The 23,986-nt window shown below is 71.0% G+C and carries 28 protein-coding genes; 11 read left to right on the forward strand and 17 right to left on the reverse strand.

Annotation, left to right across the window (positions count from 1 at the left end; translation table 11 throughout):
- Nucleotides 1-162 precede the first annotated feature (162 nt).
- From OQ02_RS00825 to OQ02_RS00855, 7 genes are all read right to left on the reverse strand, one after another.
- A complete protein-coding gene (locus OQ02_RS00825) occupies nt 163-822 on the reverse strand; it encodes a response regulator transcription factor (protein WP_033436233.1) in 660 nt (219 codons plus the stop codon).
- Nucleotides 719-1,621, reverse strand: a complete 903-nt coding sequence (locus OQ02_RS00830; protein ID WP_051771456.1) for a sensor histidine kinase — start codon at nt 1,619-1,621, stop codon at nt 719-721. The genes OQ02_RS00825 and OQ02_RS00830 overlap by 104 nt, the downstream gene beginning before the upstream one ends.
- A gap of 64 nt (nt 1,622-1,685) precedes the next feature.
- Complete coding sequence (locus OQ02_RS00835; protein WP_033436234.1) at nt 1,686-2,096, reverse strand: type II toxin-antitoxin system VapC family toxin; 411 nt, start codon at nt 2,094-2,096, stop codon at nt 1,686-1,688.
- On the reverse strand, nt 2,093-2,380 hold the full coding sequence (locus OQ02_RS00840; RefSeq protein ID WP_033436235.1) for a type II toxin-antitoxin system Phd/YefM family antitoxin: 288 nt from the start codon (nt 2,378-2,380) through the stop codon (nt 2,093-2,095). Before OQ02_RS00840 ends, OQ02_RS00835 begins: the two co-directional genes overlap by 4 nt.
- A 46-nt stretch (nt 2,381-2,426) precedes the next feature.
- Nucleotides 2,427-2,603: a DUF397 domain-containing protein gene (locus OQ02_RS00845; RefSeq protein ID WP_231499816.1), complete on the reverse strand. Its 177-nt coding sequence runs from the start codon at nt 2,601-2,603 to the stop codon at nt 2,427-2,429.
- 33 nt (nt 2,604-2,636) lie between these two features.
- Nucleotides 2,637-2,819, reverse strand: a complete 183-nt coding sequence (locus tag OQ02_RS00850) for a DUF397 domain-containing protein (protein ID WP_033436237.1) — start codon at nt 2,817-2,819, stop codon at nt 2,637-2,639.
- A gap of 10 nt (nt 2,820-2,829) precedes the next feature.
- Nucleotides 2,830-3,648 (reverse strand): helix-turn-helix domain-containing protein, encoded by an 819-nt coding sequence (locus OQ02_RS00855; RefSeq protein WP_051771734.1) that lies wholly within the window; start codon nt 3,646-3,648, stop codon nt 2,830-2,832.
- A gap of 101 nt (nt 3,649-3,749) precedes the next feature.
- On the opposite strand from OQ02_RS00855, the gene OQ02_RS00860 reads away from it, so the two are divergent.
- Nucleotides 3,750-4,007 carry a hypothetical protein gene (locus tag OQ02_RS00860; RefSeq protein ID WP_033436239.1) on the forward strand — a complete coding sequence of 86 codons (258 nt, stop codon included), beginning with the start codon at nt 3,750-3,752 and terminating at the stop codon, nt 4,005-4,007.
- Between the two features lie 65 nt (nt 4,008-4,072).
- Nucleotides 4,073-4,399 carry a hypothetical protein gene (locus tag OQ02_RS00865; RefSeq protein ID WP_033436240.1) on the forward strand — a complete coding sequence of 109 codons (327 nt, stop codon included), beginning with the start codon at nt 4,073-4,075 and terminating at the stop codon, nt 4,397-4,399.
- 97 nt (nt 4,400-4,496) lie between these two features.
- Here the strand turns inward: OQ02_RS00865 and OQ02_RS00870 are convergent, their stop codons facing one another.
- A complete protein-coding gene (locus tag OQ02_RS00870; protein WP_033436241.1) occupies nt 4,497-6,278 on the reverse strand; it encodes a gamma-glutamyltransferase family protein in 1,782 nt (593 codons plus the stop codon).
- An 85-nt stretch (nt 6,279-6,363) separates the two neighbouring features.
- The gene (locus OQ02_RS00875; protein ID WP_033436242.1) at nt 6,364-7,662 is read right to left on the reverse strand and encodes a UDP-glucose dehydrogenase family protein; all 1,299 of its coding nucleotides are present in this window, start codon (nt 7,660-7,662) and stop codon (nt 6,364-6,366) included.
- Between the two features lie 280 nt (nt 7,663-7,942).
- On the opposite strand from OQ02_RS00875, the gene OQ02_RS00880 reads away from it, so the two are divergent.
- Nucleotides 7,943-8,695, forward strand: coding sequence for an SDR family NAD(P)-dependent oxidoreductase (locus OQ02_RS00880; RefSeq protein ID WP_033436243.1), 753 nt, complete (start codon nt 7,943-7,945; stop codon nt 8,693-8,695).
- A 46-nt stretch (nt 8,696-8,741) separates the two neighbouring features.
- Here OQ02_RS00880 and OQ02_RS00885 read toward each other — a convergent pair whose 3' ends face one another.
- Nucleotides 8,742-10,376 (reverse strand): TM0106 family RecB-like putative nuclease, encoded by a 1,635-nt coding sequence (locus OQ02_RS00885; protein ID WP_033436244.1) that lies wholly within the window; start codon nt 10,374-10,376, stop codon nt 8,742-8,744.
- Between the two features lie 119 nt (nt 10,377-10,495).
- Here OQ02_RS00885 and OQ02_RS00890 point away from each other — a divergent pair, with 119 nt between their 5' ends.
- Nucleotides 10,496-10,927 carry a DUF6474 family protein gene (locus tag OQ02_RS00890; protein WP_033436245.1) on the forward strand — a complete coding sequence of 144 codons (432 nt, stop codon included), beginning with the start codon at nt 10,496-10,498 and terminating at the stop codon, nt 10,925-10,927.
- Between the two features lie 29 nt (nt 10,928-10,956).
- Here the strand turns inward: OQ02_RS00890 and mtnK are convergent, their stop codons facing one another.
- Both mtnK and OQ02_RS00900 read right to left on the reverse strand, forming a co-directional pair.
- Entirely contained in the window at nt 10,957-12,219 is a 1,263-nt protein-coding gene (mtnK, locus tag OQ02_RS00895) for an S-methyl-5-thioribose kinase (RefSeq protein ID WP_051771459.1), read from the reverse strand.
- 18 nt (nt 12,220-12,237) lie between these two features.
- Nucleotides 12,238-13,689, reverse strand: coding sequence for a flavin monoamine oxidase family protein (locus OQ02_RS00900; RefSeq protein WP_033436246.1), 1,452 nt, complete (start codon nt 13,687-13,689; stop codon nt 12,238-12,240).
- 127 nt (nt 13,690-13,816) lie between these two features.
- Here OQ02_RS00900 and OQ02_RS00905 point away from each other — a divergent pair, with 127 nt between their 5' ends.
- On the forward strand, nt 13,817-14,542 hold the full coding sequence (locus tag OQ02_RS00905) for a hypothetical protein (RefSeq protein WP_033436247.1): 726 nt from the start codon (nt 13,817-13,819) through the stop codon (nt 14,540-14,542).
- A gap of 4 nt (nt 14,543-14,546) precedes the next feature.
- Here OQ02_RS00905 and OQ02_RS00910 read toward each other — a convergent pair whose 3' ends face one another.
- Entirely contained in the window at nt 14,547-16,232 is a 1,686-nt protein-coding gene (locus tag OQ02_RS00910; RefSeq protein WP_033436248.1) for a BCCT family transporter, read from the reverse strand.
- A gap of 92 nt (nt 16,233-16,324) precedes the next feature.
- Here OQ02_RS00910 and OQ02_RS00915 point away from each other — a divergent pair, with 92 nt between their 5' ends.
- From OQ02_RS00915 to OQ02_RS00930, 4 genes are read left to right on the forward strand one after another with little or no spacing between them, the layout of a single operon-like run.
- Entirely contained in the window at nt 16,325-16,849 is a 525-nt protein-coding gene (locus tag OQ02_RS00915) for a hypothetical protein (RefSeq protein WP_051771465.1), read from the forward strand.
- 46 nt (nt 16,850-16,895) lie between these two features.
- The gene (locus OQ02_RS00920) at nt 16,896-17,651 is read left to right on the forward strand and encodes a YcnI family copper-binding membrane protein (RefSeq protein ID WP_033436249.1); all 756 of its coding nucleotides are present in this window, start codon (nt 16,896-16,898) and stop codon (nt 17,649-17,651) included.
- Nucleotides 17,648-18,190, forward strand: coding sequence for a copper resistance CopC family protein (locus tag OQ02_RS00925; RefSeq protein WP_033436250.1), 543 nt, complete (start codon nt 17,648-17,650; stop codon nt 18,188-18,190). The genes OQ02_RS00920 and OQ02_RS00925 overlap by 4 nt, the downstream gene beginning before the upstream one ends.
- Nucleotides 18,187-19,209: a copper resistance D family protein gene (locus OQ02_RS00930; protein WP_033436251.1), complete on the forward strand. Its 1,023-nt coding sequence runs from the start codon at nt 18,187-18,189 to the stop codon at nt 19,207-19,209. The genes OQ02_RS00925 and OQ02_RS00930 overlap by 4 nt, the downstream gene beginning before the upstream one ends.
- 119 nt (nt 19,210-19,328) lie before the next feature.
- Here OQ02_RS00930 and OQ02_RS00935 read toward each other — a convergent pair whose 3' ends face one another.
- From OQ02_RS00935 to OQ02_RS00945, 3 genes are all read right to left on the reverse strand, one after another.
- Complete coding sequence (locus tag OQ02_RS00935; RefSeq protein ID WP_231499817.1) at nt 19,329-19,625, reverse strand: hypothetical protein; 297 nt, start codon at nt 19,623-19,625, stop codon at nt 19,329-19,331.
- A gap of 95 nt (nt 19,626-19,720) precedes the next feature.
- The gene (locus OQ02_RS00940; RefSeq protein WP_033436252.1) at nt 19,721-20,611 is read right to left on the reverse strand and encodes an aminoglycoside phosphotransferase family protein; all 891 of its coding nucleotides are present in this window, start codon (nt 20,609-20,611) and stop codon (nt 19,721-19,723) included.
- 19 nt (nt 20,612-20,630) lie between these two features.
- The gene (locus tag OQ02_RS00945) at nt 20,631-21,953 is read right to left on the reverse strand and encodes a helix-turn-helix domain-containing protein (RefSeq protein ID WP_197043212.1); all 1,323 of its coding nucleotides are present in this window, start codon (nt 21,951-21,953) and stop codon (nt 20,631-20,633) included.
- Between the two features lie 270 nt (nt 21,954-22,223).
- Between OQ02_RS00945 and OQ02_RS00950 the strand changes: the two genes are divergently transcribed.
- Together OQ02_RS00950 and OQ02_RS00955 are read left to right on the forward strand one after the other, a co-directional pair.
- Nucleotides 22,224-22,553, forward strand: coding sequence for a hypothetical protein (locus tag OQ02_RS00950; RefSeq protein WP_156076825.1), 330 nt, complete (start codon nt 22,224-22,226; stop codon nt 22,551-22,553).
- Nucleotides 22,554-22,566: 13 nt separating this feature from the next.
- Nucleotides 22,567-22,929 carry a hypothetical protein gene (locus OQ02_RS00955; protein WP_033436255.1) on the forward strand — a complete coding sequence of 121 codons (363 nt, stop codon included), beginning with the start codon at nt 22,567-22,569 and terminating at the stop codon, nt 22,927-22,929.
- A gap of 259 nt (nt 22,930-23,188) precedes the next feature.
- Here the strand turns inward: OQ02_RS00955 and OQ02_RS00960 are convergent, their stop codons facing one another.
- Nucleotides 23,189-23,974, reverse strand: a complete 786-nt coding sequence (locus tag OQ02_RS00960; RefSeq protein WP_231499818.1) for an SDR family NAD(P)-dependent oxidoreductase — start codon at nt 23,972-23,974, stop codon at nt 23,189-23,191.
- Between the last annotated feature and the right edge of the window lie 12 nt (nt 23,975-23,986).

A 23,986-nucleotide genomic window follows, 5' to 3' on the forward strand; every position in this document is an offset into this window, starting at 1 on the left:
GGGGCGGACATCTTCCGTTAACCTCACCCGCCGCACACACAATGCGGCGGGTAGCAGCGTTTCGGTTACCGTCCGTAATGATTTATCGTTTCACGCAAGGTTTTCGGAGCGACCACCGGCGCTGCGCCGAAGCAACATTGCGGGGTGCCGAACAATGAATATTCACCCTTGCCGCGGCGAGACCAATCCTGATTCGTAGGCGAGCACGACGAGTTGCGCGCGGTCCCGCGCGCCCAGTTTGGTCATCACCCGGCTCACGTGGGTGCGCGACGTGGCGGGACTGATCACCAGGTGCTCGGCGATCTCCTCGTTGGACATCCCGGCGGCCACGAGCGCCAGGATCTCCCGCTCGCGGGCGGTCAGCTCGCGGAGGGCCTTCGGGTCTGGACGGCGGTGCTCCGGCCGGTTCGCGAACTCCTCGATCAACTTCCGGGTGACACTCGGTGCGAGGAGGGCGTCACCTTCAGCGACCACCGTGAGCGCGTGCAGCAGCTCGACCGGATCGGTGTCCTTGAGCAGGAAGCCCGACGCGCCCGCGCGCAACGCCTCGAACACGTACTCGTCCACGTTGAAGGTGGTCAGGACGAGGACCTTCACGTCCGGCAGCTCGGCGCAGACCTGCCGGGTGGCGGCGAGGCCGTCGGTGCCGGGCATCCGGATGTCCATCACCACGACGTCCGGGTGGTGCAGGTGCGCCTGCCGGACGGCTTCCGCGCCGTCACCGGCCTCGCCGACGACCTCGAACCCGTCCTCGGTGTCCAGCAGCAGGCGGAAACCCGCTCGCACCAGCGCCTGGTCGTCGGCCAGCACCACCCTGATCACCACGAACCTCCCACGGTAGGACTGCCCTGACGGTGAAGCCCCGGGTCGATGGTCCCGCGTCCAGCGTGCCGCCGAGCGCTTCCACCCGTTCCCGCATACCCCTGATGCCGCTGCCCGCGCCCTGCGGCACCTGATCGCTGCCGGTGCCGCCGTCGTCGGCGATGGTGAGGACCAGGGCGTCCTCGGTGTGCTCGAACGAGATGACGATCTCGGACGCGTCCGGCGCGTACCGCATCGCGTTGGTCAGCGCTTCCTGCACGACGCGGTAGGCGGCGGCGTCGACGGGAGCGGGCAGCGCGCCCGGCGTGCCGACGACCCTGGCCTTCGGGACCGGCTTCACCAACTCGTCCAGCCGAGCCAGGCTGGGCACCGGCGTGGTGCCTTCCCCGGTCCGGAGCACGCCGAGCGTCGCCCGCAAGTCGTCCAACGCGTGCCCGCTGGCGGCTTTGATGGCCTTGAGGGCTTTGACGGCCTCTTCCGGCCGCCGGTCGGCGACGTGCGCGGCGACGCCGGCCTGGACGTTGATCATGGCGAGGCTGTGCGCGACGACGTCGTGGACTTCACGCGCGATGCGCAGCCGTTCTTCTTCCACCTGGCGGCTCCGCTGTTCGAGGACTCGGGTGCGGCGCAGGGAGAGGACGGCGATGGCGGGTGCGGCGATCAGCGGACCCCAGTGGCCGGTGACGTAGTAGAGCCAGGTGGACACCCCGGTGACCGCGATGACGGCCACGGGGAAGCGCTTGCGCCAGATCAGCGGCACGAACGTCACCGCGAACCAGACCCACGCCAACCACGCCATGGGGATGAAGGTACGGGTCGGCGCGCGGGTCGGCGTCAGCCGAGAAGCGCTTCACGCACGTACGTCAGCCGTCGTACGAGCCGGGCGCTGCCGTGGGCAGGCCACTGGAGGCAGCGGCTTCAAGCAGGCGCTTGTCGTAGCTGACGAACTTGTGCAGGCCGCCGGCGAGAACCTGGGCGGTGGCGAGGTGGATGGCGTCGAGCGAGCGCAACAGCGGATCGCTGTAGGACGCGGCGGTTTGGCGCACCATCGGTGTCATCTCGACGAGGTACATGTCGGACAGCACGAGTGGCACCCCGGCCAGCGCCCGCGGGGACGAACGCCGCAAGGCGCGAGACAGCTCGACCTCGGCCAGCACGGAGGAGACGCGCTGCGCACCGACCTGGTCCTCCGCGTTGAGCCACTCGGCGAGTTCGGCAGTGCCGGGCTCTCGGCGCACCAGCTTGACCAGAGCGGACGTGTCCAGGTAGATCACCAGCGCTCCTCGTCACGGGCGGCGACGAGTTCGGCTGCCACGTCGACCTCCGCGTCGCCCCAATCGGGCGGCATGACGACCGGCCCCCTGCGTGCCGGTGCGATCGCCTGGCCGGCTGCCACTAGTTGGTCGAGCAAGTCGGCGCCCGGCTGGACGGGCACCAGGTACGCGACGGGTTTGCCGTGCTCGGTCACCGTGATCCGCTCGCCGTCGCGCACGCGCTTGAGAACGGCGCTGGTGCGCTGGTTCAACTCACGAACGCCAATCGTCGAGGACTCACTCATACCACTACTGTAGAACAAATTGTTCTACACCTCTACGGTCAACCGTTCAGCCGTCGTACGAGCCGTTCTTGACCGCCGTCAGGAAGCCGGCCCAGTTCGGCAGGGCCACGGTCGGACCAGCCGGGTTCTTCGAGTCGCGCACCCGCGCCGACCGACCCGTCAACGCGACCTCGACGCAGTTCGAGTTGTTCCCGTTGTTGCTACGGCTGCTCTTGCGCCACACGGTGACACCCCGATCCCTCTGCCAACGCACCGCTCAGGCGTCGAACACCCCGCGCTTGGCTGCGGCCAGGAAACCAGGCCAATCAACCAACGCCACGGTCGGGCCAGCCGGGTTCTTCGAGTCACGCACCCGCGCCGACCGACCCGCCAACGCGACCTCGACGCAGTTCGAGTTGTTCCCGTTGTTGCTACGGCTGCTCTTCCGCCACAAAGTCACACCTCGTTCTCTACCGCTCGGCGGCCCGCGCCGCGATCCACTCCGCGGACTCGTCGGGAGACAACGCCAGCTTCGACAGGTGGGCGAAGGTGAGTGTAGCCACCTTGACCTCGGCAGGGTTCTCGATGTGGAGCGACCCGGCCGCGTGCTCCACGTAGAGCGCCGATCGCTTCTCCTTGCCCGACAGATCGAGCACGGTGAAGGCGCCGTTGTCACCGTCGTGCGGGCCGACCCTGTCGAGGAGGACCTGCACGGTCACATTGGGAAGCCGCCCTCGCTCGACGATGTGCGCCAGTTGCGTTCGGTCCGCCTTCGCCAGTGCGGCTTCCGCCACGACGGCTTGCAGGACCAGCGGGTCGGTGCCGACCAACCTCTCCTGCCGCCGCAGGCGCACCGCGACCTGGTTGTCCACGGACCTCCCCGACCGCCGCACCCTCGCCCCGGCGGTGATGTGCCGGATGTAGCCCTCCACCTGCAACAGCCCTGGCACATAGGCGAGTTCGAACGTCCGCATCCGGTGGGCGTCGTGTTCAAGGCTGATGTAGCCGTGGTCACCGAGGTCGTACTTGGTCCACCAGCCCTTCTCCAACGCCCAGGCGTAGAGATCCATGTACTCGTCCCACTGGGACACCGGAATCCCGTACTGGTCGAGCATGGCTCGCATGCCGTGGTAGTCGGGTCGTTGGCCCTTCTCTATCCGGCTGATCTTGCGGTGGTTGTAGTTGAGGCGGTCCGCTGCCTCCTGCTGCGACATACCGGCTCGCTTGCGCAGTTCCCGGAGCACTTCGCCGAGCCTGCGCATCCGATGGGTCGGCTCGTTCCTGCTCACCTCGGCACCACCTCCCGTGATCACTTGACCGCGCAACGCTACGGCGGCGGAAGCAGCGGGTGGGAATCCCGACCCGGGCTTCCGCCGCGGACCGTTGTGGCATGACGGACACGGCCTACCTGCACCGGATCGAGTACTTCCGGCGTCAGCGGAACGGCTCGCTCGTGCGCGAGCACGTGGAAACCGTTGACGACCACGGCTGGTACATCGCGCGCGGCGAGGAGTGGCGGGCTCGGTACACGCGGGGGTGCGCGGTGGAGTTCCTGGCGCGGCAGGGCGCGGCGCGGGGCGTCTACTCCGTGGCCGTGTGGCGGGGTCCGACGCGGGTCTGCACGGTGGGGCTCCACTGGACCGGGTGAAGTAGTCCACTCGCCGGAGTTAGCGCGCTTGCACCGGCCCTCCCGGTTACGACACTTTCCCGCCCATGAACTTCAGGAAGACCATCGCGGGAGCCGCGGTCGCCCTCGGCGGCACGGCCGTCATGCTCGGCCTGGGTGGCACCGCGCACGCCGCCGAGATCGGCGCGGAAGCCCGGCCGCAGCTGGACGCCCAGCCCGGCAAGATCGCCACCATCGGCGACATCGCCCGCTTCGACGGCGAAGACCTGACCAACCCGCTCAGCACCGCGGACATCGACGTCACCGACCCGGAAGCCGCGGCGGCGGACCTGGTGGCGACCGTGCTCGACACCCTGCGCGGCAAGCCCGGTCAGCTGCCGGGCGTGGAGACGGGTGTCAGCTTCGGTTCCTGAAGGACCCCAGAGCCGGAACGGTCCCGGCCCCCTCCCCCTCGGGCCGGGACCGTTCCAACCCAAGCGATTCCCAACGACATCACCGGCCGCAGCGACATCACCGGCCGACGGCGTACCCCTGCGCACCGCGCGGGTTGGCCGCCGCTCGGAGCAGGCCGTCACGGGAGTCCCGCGCCACCGCCGACATCCGGCCGAGCGCCCACGGACCCGCGTCCACCACCGAGTGCCCGCGTTCACGCAGCTCGTCCATCCCGCCGAACCGGGACTCGACCACGACCTCACCCGGCGTCCACGACCGCGGGTAGAAGGAACTCGGGAACGCGTTCGTGTGCCACATCGGCGAGTCGATCGCCGCCTGCAAGTTCATCCCACCGACCGTGTGCGCGAGCCAGAACCCCAGCTGCCACTGGTCCTGCTGGTCACCGCCGGGCGTGCCGAAGGCCATCGTCGGCAGGCCGTCCCGCAGGGCGAGGGTCGGCGACAGCGTGATCCGAGGACGCTTCCACGGCGCCAGCGAGTTCGGCAGACCTTCTTCCAGCCAGAACATCTGCGCCCGGCTGCCCAGGCAGAACCCCAGTGACGGGATCGTCGGCGACGACTGCAACCACCCGCCGGACGGGGTCGCCGACACGATGTTGCCCCACCGGTCCACCACGTCCACGTGGACGGTGTCGCCCTTGACCGCGCCGGTGCTGGACACGGTCGGCTCACCGATCGCACCGCCACCGCCGAGACCGTCGTCGCACGGACCGCGCAGGACGTGCGCCGGCAGCCTCGGGTCCACCCCCAGCACCGAACCGGGTCGCAGTTCCAGCGAAGCCTGGTCGGTGATCAGCTTGCGCCGCCCGTCCGCGTACCCGCGGGACAGCAGCACGTCCAACGGCACGTCGCCGCTGTCCCCGTACCAGGCCTCCCGGTCGGCGAACGCCAGCTTCGCGGCCTCCACCGCCAGGTGCACCGTCTGCGCCGAAGGCACGCCGTCCGCGTACGGCAGGTCGAGCCCTTCCAGCAGCAGCAACTGCTGCAACAGCACGGGCCCCTGCGTCCACGCCCCGGGCTTGACCACGCTCCACGACCCGAAGTCCACCGACACGGCGTCCTCGTAGGACGCCTCCCACGACGCCATGTCCTCGCCGGTCAGCACACCGGCGTGGTCGTTGCCGGAGTCGTCGCGGTGCGCGATCCGGAAGAACTCGTCCACCTGCGCCGCGACGAACCCCTGCGACCACGCCCGCCGCGCGGCCTCGATCTGCTGCTCGCGCGACGCGCCCGCGGCCTCGGCGGCGGCCAGCAGCCACTCCCACGTGTCCGCCAGCTTGGGGTTGCGGAACCGCGTTCCGGCCTCCGGCGGCGCACCACCCGACAGCCACAGCGCGGCCGACGACGTCCAGTGCTCCCGGAACAGGTCGGCCACCGTCGAGATGGTGAACGCCGCCCGCTCCAGCAGCGGGAACCCGTCTCGCGCGTACCCGATCGCGTAGGTCAGCACGTCCCGCAGCGTCTTGGTGCCGTAGTCGCGCAGCAGCGTCAGCCACCCGTCCCACGCGCCCGGCACGGTGGCGGCCAGCATCCCGCTGCCCGGCACGAGGTCGAGGCCGAGCGACCGGTAGTGCCCGATCGTCGCGCCGGCCGGGGCCACGCCCTGCCCGCACAGCACCCGCGGCACGGTCTCGCCGGCGGCGGCGAACACCACCGGCACCTCGCCGCCGGGTCCGTTGAGGTGCGGCTCCACCACTTGCAGCACGAACCCGGCCGCGACCGCGGCGTCGAAGGCGTTGCCGCCGTCCTCCAGGACGGCCATGCCCGCGCTGGAGGCGAGCCAGTGCGTGGACGCGACCATTCCGTGCGTGCCGACTAGTTCAGGACGGGTGGTGAACATTTCAACAACCTACGTCCAGAAACCCGTTTTTGTTACCCCGGCTAACTAGATCGCATCCTGAAGATCGGCTGAACACGACTGTTCGTCACACCGCCTCGTCACGCACCCGCAACTCACGCCCGAGCCCGTGCAGCACCAGGCCGGCGCGGGTCAACGCGTCCGGATCGAGGTGGTTGCGGGTGTCGAGGACGGTCGAACCGGACATCAGGGACGCCATCAGCGTCCAGTCCAACGTGCGGAACTCCGGCCACTCGGTGAGCAGCACCACGGCGTCCGCCCCGCTCACCGCCGTGTAAGGCGAGTCGACCACGGTCATCCCCACCAGTGGCCGGGTGATCTCCGGGTCGTGGGCCACCAGTTCGGCGCCCTCGAACGCGAGCAGCTCGGCGACCGCCAGCGCGGGCGAGTCGCGCAGGTCGTTCGTGCCCGCCTTGAACGCCAGCCCGAGCACGCCGATCCGGGCGCCGGCCAGCGACCCGACCGCCCGGCGCACCTTCTCCACCACCCGCTGCTGCTGCCGCGCGTTCGTCTCGATGGTGGCCTTGACCAGGGAGAAGTCGACTCCCACGGCGTCCGCGATCCGGACCATGGCGTGCGTGTCCTTGGGCAGGCAGGAACCGCCCCAGCCGGGTCCGGGCTTCAGGAACGACTGGCCGATGCGCTTGTCGTAGCCCATGCCCTCGGTCACCGACGTGACGTCCGCGCCGACGAGTTCGCACAGCTCGGCCACCGCGTTGACGTAGGACAGCTTCATCGCCAAGTAGCAGTTCGCCGCGTACTTGACCATCTCGGCGCTGGCCGCGTCCATCAGCACGGTGGGCGCGCCGAGCCGGGTGAACAGCGCTCCGACGCGTTCGGCGGCCTGCGGCGAGTCCGAGCCGACCACGATGCGGTCGGGGTGCAGGAAGTCGCGGACGGCGCTGCCCTCGCGCAGGAACTCGGGGTTCGAGACGACGGCGACGTCCTCCCGCCCGAGGAGCTCGGCGACCTTGATCGACGTGCCCACCGGGACGGTCGACTTGCACACGACGATCGCGCCGTAGGGGAGGACGTCGCGGATCTCCTCCGCCACCGCCTCCACCGCGCCGAGGTCCGCCGCGCCGCCCGCGCCCATGGGCGTCGGCAGGCACAGGAACACCACCTCGGCCTCGGCGACGGCGTGCCGCGCGCCCTCGACGAACGCCAGCCGGCCCGCGGACTGGCCTGCCACGACCAGGTCGGCGAGGTCGGGTTCGAGGATGTCGACCCGCCCGGCGCGCAGCCGGGCGACCTTCAGCGCGTCCACGTCCGCGCACACGACCCGATGACCGAGGGAGGCGAGGCACGCCCCCGTCGTCAGGCCCACGTAACCCGTTCCCACGACCGCGATCCGCCGGACGAACATGCAGGTGACGGTGTCAGCCGAAGTTTGCCGCAGGTCAAACTCCAGCTGTATGCGGAGAGTGAGGTGGGTAGTCCCCTGGGTGTACGTCGAAACACCCCTCGCGGAGGAAGCGGTTTCGGCTGGACAGGAGCAGTGTCGAGGGCATGGAACTGGTCGTGATCGGGCTGCTGTTCGTGGGTCTGGCGCTGCTCGCGGCCGTGCCCTTGGTCGCATTGCTCCACTTCTCCGAGCGCCGGGAGCTGAACGACCGTTAACCTCCTGGGCCAGGACAGGAGGATGTATGGAGATCTCGGGTACCTCGGCGATCGTCACCGGCGGCGCGTCCGGTCTGGGCAACGCGACCGCGCGGGCACTGGCGGCGCGCGGTGCGACGGTGTTCGCGTTGGACCTCTCGATCGACGGCGCCCCGGAAGTCGAGGGTGTCACCTACCTCGCGGCGGACGTGACCTCGGAGGACGACGTCCAGGCCGCCGTCGGCACGGCCGCCGGTTCCGGTTCGCCGCTGCGGATCGTGGTGAGCTGCGCGGGCATCGGCCCGTCGGCGCGGACGGTGGGCAAGTCCGGACCGCACCCGCTCGACCTGTACCGGAAGGTGGTCGACGTCAACCTGGTCGGCACGTTCAACGTGCTGCGGCTGGGTGCGGCGGCGATGGGGCAGACCGAGGCGCTGGAGCACGGGCAGCGCGGCGTGGTGATCAACACGGCGTCCATCGCGGCGTTCGACGGGCAGATCGGGCAGGTCGCGTACGCGGCTTCGAAGGCGGCGGTGGTGGGCATGACGCTGCCCGCGGCGCGTGACCTGGCGTCGGTCGGGGTGCGGGTGATGACGATCGCGCCGGGCATCGTGGACACGCCGATGCTGGCGACCGTGTCCGACGACATCCGGGCCGGGCTGGCGGCGGGCGTGCCGTTCCCGAAGCGGCTGGCGCAGCCGGACGAGTACGCGCGGCTGGCCGTGTCGATCGTGGAGCACGACTACCTGAACGGCGAGGTCATCCGCATGGACGGCGCCCTCCGCATGGCGCCGCGGTGACCTCTGCGGCTGCTCTCACCGGCCGATAACCGAACCAGCGGCCATGTCAGAGGTCGCCGGCGAACGGCAGGTCGTCCATGGCGTCCGACGTCATCCACAACCGCAAGGTGTGGGTGGCGCGGACGTCGTCCTCATTGTACTCCAGCAGTCGACGTCGTTGAGCGGGGTCCGGGAGCTGCCCGTCCATGCCGACGGCGTCGCGGTACCAGCGCATCGAGTTCTCGCCGCCCGCCTCCGGGTCCCGCCAGCGGAAACCGGCGACGGGGGCGATGGTCTTCAGGCCCTTGCCGTGGGCGCACAGGAACTGCTCCTGCACGATGCCGAACAGGTCGACCCACGAGTCGGACGAGATGAACTCCCGCACCTGCGCCACCGTCGGGATGCCGGGCTGCCCCTTGAACCGCTGGGCCGACCCGAGCAGCCAGCGGTTCTCCGCCAGCTCGTTGTAGCAGTACGCCTTGAACGAGAGCCCACGCGCGCGGGCGCGCAGCCGCACCCCGGTCAGCCAGGACCAGAACTCGGCGAACGACCGCGCCTCGTCCCCGCACGGCAGCGGGTCCCAGGTGGCGAACGCCCGGTAGCCGTGCTCCTCGTCGACGTCCTGACCGGACAGCCAGCAGCCCCACATGTACGCGCCCAGGTCGCCGAAGCTCTCCATGTCCACGTCGACCTCGACGTCGGCGCGCGGCACGTCCATGCGGGACATGCGGCGCACCACGGTCAGGTCGCGCAGCCAGGCGCGGGCCAGGATGACGGCGTCGGCGTGCAGCATCCCGACCAGCGGGACAACCGGCTCGGCCGGGTCGAGCGCGGCCAGGTCGTCCACCGTGCCGATGCCGGCCTTGCGCAGCGCCACGGCGTCCTCGCCGCGCACCACGAGGCTGACGTCACGGGTGGTCTTCAGGTCTTCCTCGCACACCGACCACCACGGGCAGCTGCGGCACTCCACGATCCGGGACGGGCGGGCCAGCGGGTCCGCGCCGGTGGCGGCGGCCGACGCCACGGAGAGCCGGTCGGAGAACCGGGTGTCGTATTCGGACAACGCGCTCTTGCCACCGGGCCAGTTCGGCGCTTCCAGGTCGTGCCACACCACCACGTCGGCGTCCATGCCGATGACGCCGCCGGTCGCCCGCCCGCGAGCCGCGAACCCGGACGCCTGGAGCTGCCGCTGCGCGTGCGCCAAGCGGAGCTGGTCACGCGGCTGCGGCCGGACCTTGCGCAGCGGGTCGACCCGCGCGCCGCCCGGCAGCGGGTGGGACAGCGGTGACGTGCGGGCGCCCTGGCCGGGGTCGCTGACCTTGTGCCGGACCACGAGCACCGGCACGTACCCGGTGGTCTCCTTCACCAGCAGGTCGATGCCGCCACGCCGGCCGCCGAGCGGGTCGCGCGGCAGGGTGGCGCCCCAGATGAACGGCACACCGGCCTGCATCGCGGCGGCCGTCACGCGTTCGCGGTCGGCCGACGGCACGTCCTGCGGGATCTCCATCAGGTCCGACCCGACGACCCGGCCGAGCGCCGTGGCGACGCCGCGCCGGTGTTCCACCGCGTCGGCCTTGCGCTGCTGACCCGTGGGGTCCGGCGGCAGCCTGGGCACGTCGCGCATGGTCGGATCGTGTTCGAGGTGCACCCGCCGCCGGCAACGAGTGACCACACCGGCGTCGAGCTGCACCTGGGAAGTCACCGGTGCAGCGTATGACGCCGGGTCGGTGCTTGTACCGGCAACCTCGCGGAGTCGAGTCGATCTTTTCCGCGAACGGCTCTAGGGTCTGGGGCAGTACCTCGGCGAACAGGGGCACGGCCATGGCGCGTGAGAAGAGCAAGGGTTTCACACCGGGCAGGGCGAAGAACCTCGTCGGCGTGGCCAAGGTGCTGGCGCCCGCGTTGATCCCGGTGATGGCGCCGGTGGCGGCCCGCGCCGCCGCCCTGCTGAGCGACCGCTACGACCACTACCGGGCCTCCCGGCTCGGCATCCCGGTCGACCAGCTGACCCGGTACTCGGGCAAGGGCGCGGGCCTGCACGCCCGGATCGCCGGCTTCAGCGAAGCCCTCGACCAGCTGCGGGACACCGAGCGGACGTACGTGGAGAGCACCGAGCGGCGACTGGCGCAACTGCTGGCCGCGGTGCGGGCGGCGGAACGCATGCCCGCACCGCGGCGCAAGGCCGCGCACCGCGCCGTCTCGGCCGATCTCGACGCGATGGAAGCGGACCTGCTCAAACGCCTCGGCGTGTGACCTGCTCGACCGCTGGTAGGTGGGACGGGTCATCGGGCCGTGGGGAGCCCGTGCGGTTCGGCAGCGGTACGAGCCGTCGCGCGGGCGGCCGTGACGACGTCGCGGATGTCGTGGTGGTCGTCGACGAGCAGGGCGCGGGCCAGGTGCAGTGCCCGGCGTTCACAGGCGGCCCGGTGACGGGGGTCGGGAATGGTGGTGAAGTCGGCCGGCCGGGCGAACCCGATGACGCGGCGGATGATCTCCGCGCCGCAGAAGCCGATGGTGTCGCGCAGGACCCTGCCCACATAGGCATGACGTTCGCGGGACAGCAGATCGGAACCCGGCGGGAAGAGCTCGGACGGGTACGAGTCGCCGGTGGGTGAGGACCGCCAGAGGGCGGTGAAGCGGGCGTCGAACTCCGTCCACACCGTCTCGACGGTGGCCAGCAACCGGGCCTGCTCGGCCGTTTCCGGTCCCGGGGTGTCCTTGGCGAAGTAGCTGATGAGCAGGTGGGCGAGCAGGGTGCCGATGTCGAAGCCCATGGGGCCGTAGCAGGCGAACTCCTGGTCGATGACGTGGGTCCGGTGCGCCGAGACCATGATCGACCCGGTGTGCAGGTCGCCGTGCAGCAACGCCTGCCTGCTGGTGAGGTAGTGGTCCTTGAGCCGCGCGACGGCGACGAGCAGGGCGGTGTCGGCACGGAGGCGGTCGACGTCGGCGTCGAGGTGGGGCCGGGTCCACTGGTTGCGGTGGAACGGGTGGTAGACCTCGGTGAAGACCATCTCCTCCATGATCGCGCACATCTCGGTGTTGCCCTCGAACTCGGCCACCAGCGGGCGTTTGCGGGCCGCGGCCAGTGCCAGGTCGCTGGTGTGGAACAGGGTCCGGGCGAGGTAGTCGCCGAGGTGGCGGCCGACGTCGGCGGGCGCCCGGCCGTCGATCAGCTCGTCACGCAGGACGGTGTGCCCGTCGAGGTGTTCGATGACCTGGAGGTGCAGCGCCGGGTTGTAGTGCAGCGGGGTGGGGACGTAGTCGGGCGCGTGCCGTCGGTGTTCCAGCATCGCGCGGTGCTCGAAGCGGGCACGTTCGGGTGTCAGCGGCCAGGAGGCGCCTGCGACGCGCACGTACGCGGGCGCCTGCTTCACGCAGAGGGCTCCGGCGGGGCCGTGCACCGAGAAGACGTGGTTGACGTTCCCCTCGCTGATCTCGCGCACGTCCCAGTCGGCCGGGGCGCCGCCGAGACGGGCGACCAGGGCCGGGACGGCGGCGAGGTAGCCGGCGATGTCCGTGGAATTCGGGGTGGTGGGGTCCATGGTGTCCTTCGCGGTGGGTCAGCGGCCGGTGTGCCAGTGCGGGTCGGGCAGTCCGAAGGACAGGCGCAGGAGGTCGTCGGCCGAAGCGAGCGTGCCCTCGATCGAGCCGGGGTCGGGGGTCCAGCAGTCGCCGACGACGTGGATCGCCTCACCGGGGATGGGTTGCCGGGTGCGCGGGCCGATGACGCGGGGGTCGCGCCCCGGGCGCCACACGTGCCAGGCGGCGGTCCAGTCCTGCCGGCACGCGGTCAGGGGGCGTTCGAGTTCAGGCAGGTCGTGCATCCGGGCGAGGAGGGTGTGTGCGTGCTCGACCATCGCCGCCGCGTCGGCGTGTCCGGCCCCGGCGGCGGGATGCTGTGGGCCGCCGCGCCAGGGCGCCCAGGCGTGGACGGAGTGGCCGCTGGGGTAGGCGGCCAGGAGCAACGCGGGCCCGGTCGGCTCGGTCGCGGGGCAGGTCCCGCCGTACCAGAGCTGCCTCAGCGCGGTGTCCGTGGTGCTGCGCCCCCGGGTGATGCCGAGTTCGCGCCACCAGGGCCGTGGGTAGACGAGGAAGAGCTTGAACGCCGGGACGGGTTCGACGGCGTCCAGCGCGGGTCGCAGGTGTCGGGCGAGCGGCAGCCCGTCGAGGCGGCGGAGCGCTTCCGGCGGCAGGGCGAGGACAACGGCGCGGGCCAGGGTGTGCCGGTCTTCCCCCGGTGTCGAGAAGGTCAGTCGGTAGTGGTCCGCGTCCTTGTCCAGGCGCACGAGCCGGTGACCGGTGCGCGTGGTTCCGCCCGCGGCGGTGAACCGGGCGTGCAGGGCGTCGGGCAGGCCCTGCATGCCGTGCCGCAGGGTCACGTACTCGACGTCGGGCGGGGTGCGGAAGACCAGGTCGAGCTGGGTGGCCGCGTTCTCCGCGCTGTGGCGGAGGTCGTAGCCGCCGGTGTCGTGGAGGAACGCGACGGCGGCGGGGCCGAGCGCGAAGTCCAAGGCGTGCGGCCAGGTCAGCTCGCCCAGCGGACGTCCGCTGACGCGGGTCTGGTCCCGTTGCTCGCGGAAGGCGTCCAGCAGCGACTCGGAGCGGTGCCGGTCGCCGCGTTCCCCGGCCTCGTGGTGGCGGCGGCGGAGTTCGGCGAACCCGGGAACGAGGCGTTCGGCCGCCTCCGCGATCCGGTCACCGGGTATTTCACGACAGCGCACGGCGACGCCGCGCCGGTGCACGAGGTTCTCCGGTCGGCCGAACTCGAAGGGTGCGAGATCGAGGCCGAGGTGGCGGACCAGGTCGAGCGCCGAGCGCAGCCCGCGGTGCAGCCGCATCGCGCCGAGTTCGGCGATCAGGTGCGGCGCGACGGGGTGGGACCACACCCGGCCGCCGATGCGGTCGGTCTGTTCGAACAGCGCGATCCGGCTGCCGGGCCCGGTGTCCGTGACGAGCCGGTAGGCGCAGTAGCACCCGCCGACCCCGGCTCCCACCACGGCCACGTCGAACACAGCGCCTCCGTCAACCCTCAGTACCCGAATGGTCACTGATCGTTGGCCTCGTTGGCAACCTCATGTAACTTCAGCGTCACGGACAGTGCCGGACGGGCTGCCGAGTGCGGCCGGGAGCGGAGACCGGATGATCTTTCGCGAAGACGTGCTCGCCGAGACCGCGACCGCGTACCACCAGCTCACCGAGTACTACCGCGACATCCGCGCCTTCTTCGAAGTCCTCGCGGTCCGGTTCGCCCTGCCCGAGTACGGGGTGCGGCTGCGACCGCTGGCGGGCAACGAGTTGTTCAGCAACGCCAACAGCTACCGGCTGTCCGACGACAGCGCGTACCCGTACTACCTGTGGACCCCGACCTGGCTCGGACGCTTCTACGTCGACGCCGACCACGTGCGCGCCGGGCAGGACGCCGACGGCCTGCTCACGTCCCGGGCCCGGCTGATCGCCTACGTGTGGCCGTGGCTGGGGTTCAACGACGCCTACGTCGGCGACGCCGACCACCCGGAGTGCTGGATCGGGGTGGCCGAGCCGAAGCCGGAGGACGAGGACGAGACCGTCCGGGCCACCGCGCAGAGCCTGTTCAACTACTTCCGGCTGGAGAACACCGTCGAGGCCGAGGACGACGGCTGGCTGGTCGGCGGGTTCCGCAGCCACCTCGCGATCGGGTGCAACCTCACCGGCCGCTGGTACCTGCGCCGCGTGCCGATGGCCTCGCTGACCAGCTACTACCAGGTCGAGAAGAACGTGATCAGGCCGTTGGGCGAGAAGTTCGCCGAACTCCGGGCCGCCCTCACCCCCGTGCGGGAGAACGGCCATCCTCCCGTCCTCGACAGGGTGACCGCACCACCGCGGTGACTGCTCAAACGCCTCGGCGTGTGACCTGCTCGACGGCCCGGTAGGCGGCCTCCTCGGGTCCGTCGGCGCCGTCCGGCCGGTACTGCGAGGTGACCTCGTCCATCACCTCGGCGACCCGTTCCTCGTGCCGGATCATCGGGTCGCTGCGCAGGTCGCGGGCCAGCGACACGCACAGCCCGACCATGACCAGCATGAACGGCAGCGCGGCGATGATCGTCAGGTTCTGCAGCCCGGTCAGCGCGCTCGTGCCGCCGACCAGCAGCATCACCGCCGCGACCACACCGGTGAGCACACCCCAGAACACGACCACCGGCTTCGACGGCATGATCGAGCCGCGCTGCGACAGGGTGCCCATCACCACGGAGGCCGCGTCCGCGCCGGACACGAAGAAGATCGCGACCAGCACCATCACCAGCACGCCGGCGACGGCGGCCAGCGGGAACTGGTCGAGCAGCCCGAACAGCTGCCCCTCCGGTGAGGCCGTGCCCGCCAGGTCCGTGCCGGTCCGCTGCATGAAGATCGCGGTGCCGCCGAAGACGCAGAACCACGCGAGGCTCACCAGGCTGGGCACGCCGATCACGCCGGCCACGAACTGCCGGATCGTGCGGCCACGGCTGATCCGGGCGATGAACATGCCGACGAACGGCGTCCACGAGATCCACCACGCCCAGTAGAAGATCGTCCAGCCGGACAGCCAGGTCTCGGTCGCGTCGCCACCGGACGCGGCGGTGCGGCCGGCCATGTCGGCCAGTTCGCGGAAGTAGTCGCCGATCGCGGTGGGCACCAGGTTCAGCACGAACACCGTCGGCCCGACCACGAACACGAACACGGCCAGCACCAGGGCCAGCACCATGTTGATGTTCGACAGCCACTGGATGCCCTTGGCCACGCCGGACACCGCGGAGGCGACGAACGCCAGGGTCAGCACGGCGATGACGCCGACGACGATCCCGTTGCCGACCTCACCCAGCCAGCCCGCCACCTGGAGGCCGCTGCCGATCTGCAACGCGCCGAGCCCGAGCGACGTGGCCGACCCGAACAGGGTGGCGAAGATCGCCAGCACGTCGATCGCCTTGCCCGCGCCGCCCTCGACACGGCGCCGGCCGAGCAGCGGCGCGAACGCCGCGCTGATCAACTGGCTGCGACCGCGGCGGAAGCTGCCGTAGGCGATGGCCAGCCCCACCACCGCGTAGATCGCCCACGGGTGCAGCGTCCAGTGGAACAGGGTGGTGGCCATCGCGGTCTGCACGGCCTGGTCCGAGCCGCCTTCGACGGTGCCGGGCGGCGGTTTCACGAAGTGGGACAGCGGCTCGTTCACGCCGTAGAACATCAGGCCGATGCCCATGCCCGCGCTGAACATCATCGCGATCCACGACACCGTGCGGAACTCCGGCTCCTCGTCGTCGCGGCCCAGCGGGATGCGGCCGTAGCGGCTCAACGCCAACCACAGGGCGAACAGCACGAAACCGGACGCGGTGAGCACGAAGGCCCAGCCCAGGTTGCTGATGACCCAGGTCAACGCGGTCTTCGACGCGGTAGCCAGGGACTCCGTGCCGAGGATGCCCCAACCGACGAACGCGAGCGCCACCACGGCGGCGACGCCGAACACGACCCGGTCCGTGCGGGCCGGTCGGTCGGCCCTCGGCTCGCCGGGCAAAGGCTCTCGGACAGGTTTGCTCTGGATCGTCACGGGTACCCCATACCCTCGACCGGAGTAGCGCAAACTCGTCGTCGACCAAGGGGGACTCCCCCCGGCCACGCGCGACCTCCTACTCTTTGGGTGTGACCACACGGCCTGCCCCGACCCGCATCGCGCGGGCGGTCCTGCTGGCTGTGACGTCCGCCGCGCTCAGCGTCGCCGCGCACGGCGCCGCGGGCGGTTCGGTCACGGAGTTCGCCCCGGCGCTGCCGTTGACCGTGCTCGTCGCCTTCGCCGCCGGCTCGATCACCGAGCGCCGGCGTCGCCCGTGGACGATGCCCGCGACGCTCGGGGTGGCCCAGTTGGGGCAGCACCTGCTGCTCGACCTCGGCCACCACGCCGCCGACGGCCCTGGTCTGGGGTTCAGCCCGACCACCATGACCGCCGCGCACGTGGTCGCCGCGCTCCTCACCGGCCTGCTGCTGGCCAGGGCCGACACCGCGCTCGACGCGCTTGTCGGAGCCGTCTCCCGACTGGTACCGCCGCCGCACGCACCGCTGGTGCCGGCCGGTGCCCTGTGGGCGCCGACCGCGGCGTCGCCGGCGAACACGCTGGTCGACGTGCTGTTGCGGCGGGTGAACGGCCGCCGCGGTCCTCCTCGTTCCTGATCACCCGAGTCCAGCACACCTCTCAGGTCTCAGGAGCCACAACTTCATGTCGACAAATCGATTTGGCGTGCGCACGCTCGCCAAGGGCGGCGCCGTCCTCGCGACCGCCGCGATCCTCGCCCTCACCACGGCCGGCCCGGCGTCCGCGCACGTCACGGCGTCCACGCCGAAGGACGCGGCGAAGGGCGGGTACACCAAGGTCACGCTGCGCGTGCCCAACGAACGCCCCGACGCGGGCACGGTGAAGCTCGAGCTGACCCTGCCCGCCGAGTACCCGCTGGCGTCCGTCAGCACCAAGCCGACGCCCGGCTGGAAGGTCGAGGCGGTCAAGGAGAAGCTGGCCACGCCGGTCAAGAGCCACGGCCGGGACGTCACCGAGGCGGTCCGCACCGTCACGTGGACCGCCGACGCGGGCAACCGGATCGAGCCGGGGCAGTTCAACGAGTTCGACCTGTCCATCGGCCCGCTGCCCGACAACACCGACCAGCTGGTGCTGCCGACCAAGCAGACCTACGACAGCGGCGAGGTCGTGGACTGGAACGCCCCGCCGCCCGCCGAGGGCGCCGAGGAGCCAGAACGCCCCGCGCCCGTGCTCAAGCTCGTCGCCGCCAAGGCGGACGCCCACGCCGTCGCCACGGCTGCCGCCGACGACACGGCGACGGCACCGGCGGCAGCGGCGACGTCGACCGACGACACCGCCCGCTGGCTCGGCGGCGCGGGTCTCGCGGTCGGCGCGCTGGGTCTCGGGTTGGGTGCGGGCGCCGTGCTGCGGTCCCGCCGCGCGGGCAAGCCGACGGCATGAACCGCGTCGTCTCGCTGCTGCTGACCGGCCTCGTCGCGGGCGCGGTCGTGCTCGGCACGGCCACGCCCGCGTTCGCGCACAACGTGCTGATCAGCAGTGACCCGAAGGACGGGTCGCAGCTGGAGGCCGGACCGGCGGTGATCACGCTGACCTTCGACCAGCCGGTGCAGGCCGGCGAGAAGTTCAACACGATCACCGTCACCGGACCCGAGGGCACGCGCTGGGAGGCGGAGGGCGAGCCGACGGTCAAGAACAACAGCGTCGTCTTCCCGCTCCGACCGCTGGGACCGGCCGCCGAGTACGCGGTCGGCTACCGGGTCCTGTCGGCGGACGGGCACCCGGTGACGGGTTCGCTCAAGTTCACCCTCACCAAGGCGGGCACCGGCACACCCGCGCCGAAGCCCGCCGCCGACCCGGTCGCTCCGACCGACAGCGACGCCGTGCCCATCTGGGTGTGGATCGCGGGCGCGGTCGTGCTGCTGGGCGGCGGGGTGTTCCTGGCGCTGCGCGGCGGCGCCAAGGGGAGCGGCCGGCGATGACGGTGAACCGGACCACCACCCCCACGACCAGGTACTGGGTCGTCGGCGGCCTGCTGGCAGGCGGAGCCCTCGGCGTGTTCCTGGGGCTCGGCCTGTCCACGACACCGGAAGTGGTGGGCGTGACCGAGCCGGGGGCGGTGGTCCGGTTCGCGCACCCGTTGGTGCGGACGCTGCTCGACCTGGCCGCGACGATCGTGGTCGGCCTGTCGCTGCTGCCCAAGCTGCTCGGGTTCACCAGGCCCGCCGCGACCGAACCGGTGCTGCGCGTCGCCCGGCCGGCCGCCGTGGTCGCCGCCGCGGTGTGGGCGTTCACGGCGCTGCTGTCCATCGTGATCCGGGCGTACGAGACGCGGCCGGACGCGGACCTGACCATGCCGATGGTCGTGGACTACGTGCAGCGCGTCGGCGCCGGCCAAGGGCTCCTGTTCAGCGCCGTGTGCGCGCTGGTGTACCTGTGGATCGGCGTGATGGCGGTGCGCCGGGGCGAGTCGGTGCCCGCGGAACTGCGCATCCTGATCGCGATGTTCGGTCTGCTGCCGCTGCCGGTGACCGGTCACGCGTCGAACTGGAAGTACCACGACTACTCGATGATCTCGATGGAGCTGCACGTGGTGGGCGCGGCGGCGTGGACCGGCGGCCTGGCGGCGCTGGTCGTGCTGGTGGCCCACCGGCGGGGACTGCTGGCCGAGGCGCTGCCGAAGTTCTCGAAGCTCGCCACGGTGGCGTTGGTCCTGGTGTCGGTGACCGGCCTGTTCAACGGCGTGCTGGAACTGGTGCTCAACCCCGTGGTGTCCCTTCCCGGATCGCTCTTCACCACGTCGTACGGCCTGGTCCTGGTCGGCAAGGTCGTGTGCGCCGGGCTCCTGGCGGTCCTCGGCGCGAACATCCGCTGGCGCCTGCTGCCGCACATCGCCCAGCACAAGGCGACGGCGATCGTCGGCTGGGCGTCCGCCGAGCTGGCCATCATGGGCATCGCCTTCGGCCTGGCCGTCGTCCTCTCGCGCGCCCAAGTCGCCTGATCCCGCCTGCTCCCGCGCCTGATCAGGGGGCGTAGCCGCAATAACGCGGAAAGGTCGAGGGTGTCCCGAACGGCCATCGGTGAGTGGTCCGTTCGGTGCGACGAACTGCGCCGAACGTCCTACTCGGTGATCACCCGAGCAGAAGAGTCCTCACCGCGGAGCCGGGTCAGCTCGGACATCGCGCTCTTGCCCCGCCGTTCGAGCTCCTCGGCGTCGATCCAGCCGTTCGCGTAGTAGCGGTAGTCGTGCGCGAGCTTCACCAGTTCGGCCAGGTAGTCGGCGGAACGGCGGCGGCGCCCCTCATCGAAGGACGCGAGCAGCGGCAGCTGGGTGTCCACGACCTTGTCCAACATCCGGGCGGCCTTCACCGCCCGCCGCGCGCTGAGCCGCCGCACACCCAACAGGTTCCCGACCACGTGCACCTCGCCCGAACCGCATCCCGCATCCCGTCGATGCGTCCTTCGCAAAACGTGCGCCGAGCGTTACCGGTTCGTGCCCGGCTCACACCGGTTCAGCGATACGGGGTCCACCGGGTCGTGGTGTCGCCCGCACGGAGAGCCTTGAGCCGGCCGTGCAGCTCGTCCCGGACGTCCGGGTGGCTGCGCATGATCGGCAGCACGCTCGTGGTCAGCTTCAACTCCCTGACCTCGCGCAACACCGGGAAACCCGACCACCTGGTCACGTCGAACCCGTACTCGTCGGAGAGCTGCCGGTACCACTCGGCGGGGTGACCGAAGCGGGCGACGCCGACCGGCAGGGTGCTCAGGTCCCACTCCCGCGGCCCGACGCTGGTGGAGTCGAAATCGCAGATCACCGGGCCGTCCGGGCTGGGGATCAGGTTGCCGAGGTGCGCGTCGCCGTGCAGCACGCCCGGCGGCAGCACGGTCCGCAGGCCGGTCAGGCGGTACTCCATCTCGGCGCACCGGTCCTCCAGGAACTTGCGGTCCGGCCCGGACAGCTCCTCGGCGTCGGCGATCCTGCGGTGCACGTCGTCCAACGGCGCCCACCGCGGCAACGCGAACTCCGGCACCGGCAGCGCGTGCACCTGGCGCAGCACCCGGCCCAGGTCACGGCCGTCGACGGGTGCGCCGCCCGAGGGCACGGTGTGCCACAAGGTCGCCAGGTGGTCGCCCACGACCAGCGGCTGCGGCACGTCCTCCACCAACCGGACCGCCGGCACGTCGTGCGACGCGAGCCACCGCGCGACCTCGACCACCTTCCGCGCCCGGTGGCGCAGGTTCATCGACCCCACGATCCGGACCACGACCCGGTCGACGGGCAGGTCGAACACGGCGTTGCTGGTGAACTTCACGAGCCTCGCACCGCGGTGCGCCAACCCCAGTTGCGCGCACAGCCGCTCGAGCACGGCGGTCAACGCGGCGGGGGTGAACCTGCCGTCCAGGACGCCGACTCCCCCTGGCTCAGGCCGCGCTGTCGTTGCCGGTGAACTTGGCCAGGCGTTCGGCCAGCTCGCGGGCGTCCGGGTTGTTGCGGCGCTTCTCCGCTTCGTGCTGGAGCGGCTTCATCCGGTCCTTGGTGCGCACCGACTTCAGGCCCTCGGACAGCTCGATCGCCTGCCGGCCGAGCCGGGCGCCGTGGTCGATGTCGCCGTCCAGCAGGTGGTTGATCGACAACGACGTGAGGTTGAACGACCTGCTGCGGGTCATGTCCTCGCCGTAGCCGCCGATGGCCTTGGTCAGCGCGGGCACCGCGGTGCGCGTGTACTTCGGGTCCACCGTCTGCGCCAGCTCGGTGTGCACCGTGCCGATCATCGCGGACAGGTCGTTGGCGTCGAAGAACTTCGCCCAGGCAGGCGCCTCGCCGATGTTCGCGCGGGCGAACTCGTCCCGCGCCCGGCCGAGCAGCTTCATCGCCTGGTCGTCGGAGCCCATCTTCGCGTAGGCCCAGGCCTCGTTCGCGCACAGGATGCCGACGGCGAGCTCGGAGCCGGAGTTCTGCGCGGCCAGCTGGCCGAGCTGGAACACCTTCAACGCGTCGTCCGGGGCGTTCTGGTGCAGGTAGACGCGGCCCATCCGGTACAGGATGTTCGCCACGAGCTCTTCCTTGCGGCCCTGCTTCGCCAACCCGAGGGCCTGACCGAAGTGGTTGCGGGCCGAGTCGTAGAGCCCGGTGTCGAACGAGGTCCAGCCGGCCAGGTTGTGCAGGTCGGCGAGCGCGACGTAGAGCCGTTCCCGGACCAGGTCCGTCGCGTTCGCGCCGAGCATCTGCTGCCCCCACGACAACTGCGCCACGACCGCGTCGCGGCAGGAGCCGCCGCCGTACTGGTAGTCCAACGTGCGCAACGCCCTGGTAGCCGCTTCGACCTGGCGGACGTCGGTCATGCCGATGCGGCCTGGGGCCGGAGTCTGCGCGGGCGATGAAGCCCAAGACCCGGAGTCCGTACCGAACACGGCCGCGCCGACGGTGATGGCGGCGGCGTGCGCGAGGAACTTCCTTCGCTTCACCGACTCGTCCTCCTCAGAATGGGGTGACTCCGCCGTGGCGGCCACCCTCACTGCCGTGGCCTCGTCGTAAGCGAGGCCCATGTACCCCCTGGGGACACCCAAGCCGGCGGCGATCCGGGCGAGGACGTCGTAGGCCATGACCTGGCGTCCCTTGAGGATCTCCGAGACTTCGGACTGCGACTGGCCCGTCAGCGCCGCGATCTGGCGTTGCGAGACGCCGTGCCTGCGGAGCAGCCGGTAGACCGAGCTGATCTCCCGTCTGGCCAGCGCGTCCCGCATCTCCTGCTGGTCCCAGACGTCTGGTGTAACAGGAGAGCTCGGCGAACCGATGGTGTTCAATTGCGCCCCCTCACAGTCCATTGGGCGTCAACGGCAGAGTAGGGGCACTCCCCCGACCGCGAGAAGTACCGATCGGCGAGGCTGATCGGCCCTGCCGAACTCCGCTGACCGCTTACCGTGGAACGGCCACCGGCTACCGCTGTGACGTCCCGATCCGGGTTGAATCATCGCAATCTGGGATCCGGTAAGCGAGTGAGTACGGAGAGGAACATGGCCGTGGACCTGATCGAGCGGGCGGTGACCACCACTGGTGGACCCGTGTCGTCCGCCGTCGCCGCGGTCGCGTCCACTCCCGCTTCCCTGTCCGTCCAGGAGTCGACCGACCTCGACTCCGGATGGCGCGGCACGACCGGGCAGCGTCGCTGGTGGCGTATTCGCTGCAGCGACGTGGTCGACCGGGAGCGCTGCCTCACCGTGCTGGTCGACCGGGGCCGTGTGGTCCTGGTCGGTCCGCCGGGTGAGACGGCGGTCCTTTCGGCCGACCAACTCGTACAACTCAGGGCCGCGCTACGTGAGGCCGCCGAGCAGGCGGAAAGGTGACGGTGACGTTTCGGTGGACGAGATCCTCGGACAAGTTCTTCGCAACGCGGTGTGGGAGCGGTTGGACCTGCTCACAGAGCTGGCCAACGAAGCCGACGCCCCGTCCCTCCTGTCGGTGGCACGTTCCGAGCTCCCTCGGCTGACCGAGGGTTGGCGGGCGCTGCTCGCCGCGCACGAACCGGACGCGAAGGGCAACTGCCCCGAGTGCTCCGGTCGCTGGCGGCAGCAGAAGAGCCCGTGCTCGGTGTGGCGCGCCGCGTACGAACACCTGGTCGCGGGCGGTTTGGCCCCGCGCCCGGCTCGGCACCTCCGTTCGGCGCCGGTGACCCCTCCGGTCACCAGGACACGCCGGGGAGTGGTGGCCCGAGCCCATTAGCGGGCGGCCCCGACCTGTCGTTCCCCCGACGCGACCAGGTCGAGCACCCGCCTACTGGCCGGCGGTCCGGGACGTGCGAACCCCCGACCGCGACGAACGGATCGCCGGCCGGCTACAGCTCCACCGCAGGACAACTACACAGACAGCCGCGGGCCGGTGTTGTGCACACCTTCCCTCCCCGACCGACACTGGTCCGCGGGCACCACTTCGGCCCCGATGTCCGCACCTCCCGCGCGGACATCGGGGCCGATGATCGTGGTCAGCGACGGGTGCCGGTGCGCCACGTGAGGTAGCCGGTGAGCCCGGGAAAGAGCCGCCCGGCCAGGTCGAACGCCTTCAGCTGCCACGGGAACACCACCTCGTCGCGTTCCCGCTCCACCGCCGACGCGATCCTCGCCGCGACGTCTTCCGGCGTCACGGTGGGGATGAGCCTGGCCACGGTCGGGATGCGGTCCTCCGCGCCGGGGTTGTTGACGAAGTACCGGCTGCTCACCTTGCCGGGCACGACCTCGCTCACCCCGATCCCGGTGCCGCGCAGGTCGAGCCGCAGCGCCGCGGTCAGCCCGCGCAACGCGTAGCGGGCCGCCGCGTACCCGGTGGCGCCGGGGATCGGCAGCCGGGACACCGGCGAGTTCACGTTGACCACCCGGCCCGAACCACGTGCCCGCATGCCGGGCAGGAACTCCCTGGTCAGGTGCAGTGCGGCGGTGAACGGCAGGGCGATCATCCCGGCCAGTTCGGGGGTCGGCGTGTCGTCCAGGAACAACCAGCGCCCGACGCCCGCGTTGTTCACCAGCACGTCCGGGACGCCGACCTCGTCGCGCACCCGTTCGGCGAGCGCGCGGATCTGGTCGGTCTCCGCGAGATCCGCCGGCACCGCCACCGCACGCCCGCCGGTCGCCGTGATCCGCTCGACCTGCTCGGCCAGCGCTTCACCGCTCCGCGCCACCAGCACGACAACCGATCCGCGCCCCGCGAGCGTCCGGGCCGTCGCCGCACCGATGCCCTGCGACGCGCCGGTCACCACGACCGTCTTCCCCGCCAACCGCAACGAACT

The sequence above is a fragment of the Saccharothrix sp. NRRL B-16314 genome (assembly GCF_000716595.1).
GTDB lineage: Bacteria > Actinomycetota > Actinomycetes > Mycobacteriales > Pseudonocardiaceae > Actinosynnema.